The sequence below is a fragment of the Marivita sp. genome (assembly GCF_020055635.1).
Taxonomy (GTDB): Bacteria; Pseudomonadota; Alphaproteobacteria; order Rhodobacterales; family Rhodobacteraceae; genus Marivita.
Genome location: NZ_JAIPUT010000119.1, coordinates 1 through 5,504, shown reverse-complemented (window position 1 = coordinate 5,504; position 5,504 = coordinate 1). Strand labels below are relative to the sequence as shown.

Annotated in this window: 4 protein-coding genes; all 4 read right to left on the bottom strand. The window is 63.7% G+C overall.

Annotated features, from left to right (window positions below; translation table 11 throughout):
• The coding region (locus LCF60_RS23185; RefSeq protein ID WP_292294903.1) for a serine hydrolase domain-containing protein at window positions 1-872 on the bottom strand (872 nt) is incomplete at its 3' end.
• Window positions 869-1,681 (bottom strand): type II CAAX endopeptidase family protein, encoded by an 813-nt coding sequence (locus tag LCF60_RS23180; RefSeq protein ID WP_292294902.1) that lies wholly within the window; start codon window positions 1,679-1,681, stop codon window positions 869-871. The genes LCF60_RS23180 and LCF60_RS23185, both read right to left, overlap by 4 nt.
• A 350-nt stretch (window positions 1,682-2,031) precedes the next feature.
• Window positions 2,032-2,364, bottom strand: a complete 333-nt coding sequence (locus tag LCF60_RS23175) for a copper-binding protein (protein WP_292294901.1) — start codon at window positions 2,362-2,364, stop codon at window positions 2,032-2,034.
• 33 nt (window positions 2,365-2,397) lie between these two features.
• On the bottom strand, window positions 2,398-5,504 hold a 3,107-nt coding region (locus tag LCF60_RS23170; protein WP_292294900.1), incomplete at its 5' end, for a CusA/CzcA family heavy metal efflux RND transporter.

The window sequence follows — 5,504 nt, the reverse complement described above, 5'->3', positions numbered from 1 at the left end:
AGCGCATGGCCCCATCGCGCGAGGTTGGCGGAGGTGGAGGCGAAGCCGCCGCCGGTCCATTCGACGCCCGGATCCCAGACCAGCACGCCGTGCGCATCCGCCGTGCGTACCGGCAGGCCGAAGGGGTTGTCCGGAATGGTGTAACCCACGGCGAGGCCGGGAAGGTCCGGCCGGTCCGACGGGATCGTGTCGGTCAGGTCAACCGGGGCAAGGAACCGTCCCGCGACGACGTCGTAATAGCGCTGCCCGGTGACCTCCTCGATCAACAGGCCGAGCACAATGTAGCCGCTATCGCTGTAGGCCCAGCCGGTGCCGGCCCCGAACAGGGCTTCCCTCTCGGTCACGAACCCGAGCAGTTCCTCCGGGGTGAAAGCGTGCCCGCCGGACGCGATCCTTGCCGCCGCGGCGTCCTGGAACGCAGTCAGGTGCGGATGATCAGGGAGGCCGGACTGGTGGTGCAGCAAGTGCCCGATCGTGATGCTCCGGGCATTGGGAAGGTCGGCGAACCACGCGCGGTCGCTAAGATGTTCGGCCAGTAGGTCGTCCTGCGCCAGTGCGCCCTCGCTTTCCAGCGAAAGGACTGTCGCCGCCACGAAGGTTTTGCCGATGCTTGCCGCCAGCATCGGTGTTCCGGGTGTCATGGCCCGACCCGCTTCGACATCCGCGAGGCCCGTCGCCACGGTCGCAACCGTCCCGTCCGGCAGAACGATGGCAGCCGTCGCGCCGGGAAGATTGTAGCGTTCTTGGAACGCATCGAGCGTGTCTTGCAACCGGCCCGAGAGGCCCGTTTCGTCCTCCGCCAGAGCTGGGCCAGTGACGAGGAGCGAGAGGACCGTCGCGGCCAGTGCAAGGGCAGTCCGCATGACGCTCATCTTGCCTCCTGCAGTGCGGCGTGGGGCGGGATGACCTCTGTCACAGCGCCCTCGCGGGTGAACATCGTCTCGCGGTTCCACCAGATAACGACAATGGCAACGATTGCGAGAATCCAGGTGTCCCAAGGCTGCGCGTCTGGCCAGAACGGGGTGATGAGCTGCCAATGGAACAGCATCGGCCAGAGCAGGCTGCCGCCCGTGCGGTTCAGGATTGGCGTGACCAGCACTGCAAGAACGACATTGCCGATGAAGAAGGGCAGGAAGTTCCAGCCGCCAAAGACGGTGCCTGCAAGATAGAAGGCGGGCAGATGCCAGAGCCCCCAGATTGCCCCGATCAGCGCACCGGACCAGACCGGCGCCATGTGGCGCTGAAGCAGGGGTTGCAGCACACCGCGCCAGCCCAACTCTTCGATGGGCCCGAGAAACAGCATCATGAGCATGACCGCGACCATCGGACCGGCGCCCTCGGACGGCAACGGCGCCAGAACCGGGCCGTTCTTGATCAGCGATCCGGCCATGAAGACCAGTGGCAAACCAATCAACACGAAGACCACCCAGCCCGACGGCGCCCGCCAGAGCAGGAGCCGCGACAGGAAGCCTCGCAGCCCTGCGGTGCCGGCATGAAACAGGACCAGCACGATCGCCGCGATGGCGGGTGCCCAGGTGGCGAGGAAGAAGAGCGGGTGCGAACCGCTGATTGGTCCGAACCAGCGTGACGCCAGTTCGGGGTTGAGCACGTAGAAGCCGACGATCCCCCAGGTGATCAGGAAGGTCATGGCCAGAAACAGCGGGATGGCGCGTGTCGGCATCGGACCTCGCTTGTCCTCCTGTCGGAGCACCGGAATACATGTCGCGCACCACGAGCGGTGCGATCTTCTTTCTATCCGTTTCTGCGGACCCTGCAGTGATTTGCATCAATTGGCTATTGAATGCAGCGCGCACGACGAATAGCCGCCTCAACAATCACCGCTCATCCGCTGCGGCTTGCTTGAAGTGCATTCTGGGTCGGTCTTGTCGCGTAATCCAGGCGAAGCGGGCGGACTGCCGACCTTCGCTGCGCTCTGTCGCAATGTCTGCTTTCAAGCCATAACCAGGTTACAGGTGATCAAGCGCGCCCAACCTGGTCGCAGAAGGGCGCGCTGTCTGAGGCGGAGCCGCCTTACTCTTTTGGCGAAAGAGCGCGGATGGCATACATGCCGTCCTCGTCCTTTTCGAGCATCATCATCACCTCATCGCCCGGCTCTACGCCGTCGATCTCGGCACCGTCCAGTACGGTCAGGTCCATCGTCATCGCAGGCCAGCCGATTTCGGCGATGGGGCCGTGGGAAATATTGGCCTTGCCGTCGCTGATGCTGTTGACGGTTGCCTCGGCGTGAATGCCCGCCATGCCTTCATGCGAGGACATGTCATGGCCTGAATGGGACATGTCACTGGCCAGAGCGAGGGCCGGTGCGGTCGCGGCAAGAGCAAGGGAAAGCAGGAATTTACGCATTTTGATCTCCTTTTTTGCGCATATGTTGCCCGGTTATTCGCCGGGCTGAGGGGGGTGGAAGGGGCGGACGGGTTGCAGCATCTGCCGGTTGACCCGCCCGAGTGAAAAACGTTTCCAGATGACGAAGATTGCTGGGATCACGAAGAGCGTCAGCAGCGTGGCGGTGGCCATGCCGCCGATCATCGGCGCGGCGATGCGCTGCATCACCTCGGAGCCGGTGGCGTCACCATACATGATCGGGATGAGCCCCGCGAAGATCGTGGCGACCGTCATCAGCTTGGGCCGCAGGCGCAGAAGTGCGCCTTCGAACACGGCTGTCTCGATGTCGTCACGGTTCACGGCCCGGCCCTGTTCCTTGGCGTTCAGAACACGCCGGTCCCAGGCAAGGTTGAGGTAGAGCAGCATCACGATGGCCGTTTCGACCGCCACGCCTGCGAGGGCAATGAACCCCACCAGCACCGCGACCGACACGGCATAGCCCAAGGTGAAGATCAGCCAGACACCGCCCGCCAGCGCCACGGGCAGCGCCAGCAGGATGATCGCCACCTCGGTCACCCGGTTGAAGGCCAGAAAGAGCATCAGCGTGATGATCATCAGGGTCGCGGGGGCCACAAGGCTCAACCGCTCTTGGACACGTTCGATGTATTCATACTGTCCCGACCAGGCGATGGAATAGCCGGGGGCCAAGTCGACGTTTTCCGCCACCACGCGCTGTGCTTCGGCGACGTAGCTGCCAAGGTCCCGTTCGGCGATGTCAATAAAGACGAAGCCGGTGCGCCGGGCGTTTTCGGAACGGATCATGCCCGGCCCATCGACCAGCTTGACTTCGGCCACTGCGCCCAGTGGGATATGCGCGCCCGAGGGCGTCACGATCGGCAGATCATCCAGCCTGTCCGGGCTGTCGCGCCAGTCGCGCGGATAGCGCAGGTTGATTGGAAAGCGTTCCAGTCCTTCAACCGACTCGGCGATGGTTTGCCCGCCGATGGCGGTTTGCACCACTTCCTGCACATCCTGGATCGAGAGCGCATAGCGCGCCGCCGCCGCGCGGTTGATGTCGATTTCGATGAAGCGCCCGCCCACGGGCCGTTCCGCATAGGCGGAGGTGGTGCCGGGAATGTCGGCCACGGCCTGTTCCACCGCCACGGCGATCTGTTCGATGATGGTCAGATCGGCACCCGAGACCTTGACGCCTACGGGCGTTTTGACACCCGTGGCCAGCATATCGATGCGGTTCTTGATTGGCTGGATCCAGACGTTGGTGACGCCGGGCACCTGTACGCGGGTATCCAGTTCGTTGCGGATGTCATCCATGGTGACACCCGGGCGCCAGTCCGCGCGCGGTTTCAGTTGGATCGTAGTCTCGATCATCGTCAGCGGCGCGGGGTCCGTCGCCGTGTCGGCGCGGCCCAGTTTGCCATGCACGGTGTCCACCTCGGGCACCTGCGCGATCATCCGGTTGGTCTGTTGCAGCACCTCGCGGGCCTTGCCGATAGATACGCCGGGGTAAAGCGACGGCATGTAAAGGAAATCGCCCTCGTTCAGTTCCGGCATGAATTCTGTGCCCAGCCGTTGCAGCGGATGCGCCATTGAGGCCACCAGCGCCACGGCCAGCAGGACCGTCGCCCAAGGCCAGGCGACGGCGGCATCAAGGAACGGGCGATAGATCCATTGGCAGGCCACGTTGAGCGGGTTGCGCCGCTCGGCCACGATGCGCCCCCTTATGAAATAGCCCATCAGCACCGGCACCAGCGTGACCGACAGGATCGCGGCGGCGGCCATGGCGTAGGTCTTGGTAAAGGCCAGCGGCTTGAAGAGCCGCCCTTCCTGCGCCTCAAGAACGAAGACCGGCAGGAAACTGACCGTGATGATCGCGAGCGAGTAGAAGAGCGCCGGCCCGACCTCGGCGGCAGCATCGCGGGCGGCCTGCCAGCGTTCTTCGGCCGTGAGGCGTTTGCCCTCCATCTTTCGATGCATCGCCTCGATCATCACCACGGCGGCATCCACCATCGCGCCGATGGCAATGGCGATCCCCCCGAGTGACATGATGTTGGCATTCACCCCCTGCAGGCGCATGACCGCGAAGGCGGCCAGCACGCCCAAGGGTAGGAAGAGCACGATCACCAGTGACGAGCGCAGATGCAACAGGAACGCGCCACAGACCAGCACGACGACGATGAATTCCTCGGTCAGCTTTTTTTGCAGGTTGTCGATGGCCCGCTCGATCACGCCGGAGCGGTCATAGGTGGTCACGATTTCCACCCCCTCGGGCAGTGAGCCGCGCAATTCGTCAATCTTGGCCTCGACCGCTTTGATCGTCGCCAGAGCGTTCTCGCCCCAGCGCATTACTATCACGGCGCCGACCGCGTCCCCCTCACCGTTGAACTCGCCCACGCCGCGCCGCATTTGGGGGCCCAGCCGGATTTCAGCCACATCCCCAAGGGTCAGCGCCGCGCCCCGATCGTTCACCATCAGCGGGATCTCGGACAAGTCCTCGATACTGTCGACATAACCTGTGGCGCGGACCATGTATTCGGCCTCGGCCATTTCGATCACGCTACCGCCGCTTTCGCGGTTGGCCTCGCCGATAGCGGTGCGCAGCTTGGCCAGCGGGATGTTGAAGGCGCGCAGCTTGTCGGGGTCGACGACAACCTGGTATTGCTTGACCATGCCGCCGATGGTGGCCACTTCGGACACGCCTTCGATTGTCTGGAGCTCATATTTCAGGAACCAGTCCTGAAGCGTGCGCAACTGCGACAGGTCATGCCCGCCGGTCCGGTCCACCAGAACGTATTGGTAGACCCAGCCGACGCCGGTGGCGTCTGGCCCCAGTTCGGGGTTCACGCCGGCAGGCAGGCGCGATTGCACTTGGGCCAAGTATTCCAGCACCCGCGAGCGGGCCCAATAAAGGTCGGTGCCATCCTCGAATATCACGTAAACATAGCTGTCGCCGAAGAAGGAAAAGCCGCGCACATCCACCGCGCCCGGCACAGACAGCATGGCGGTGGTGATCGGATAGGTGACTTGGTCTTCGACCACCTGCGGGGCCTGTCCGGCATAGGGTGTTTTGATGATGACCTGCACGTCTGAAAGGTCTGGGATGGCGTCGACCGGCGTGGTGCGCAGCGACCAGGCACCAGCGG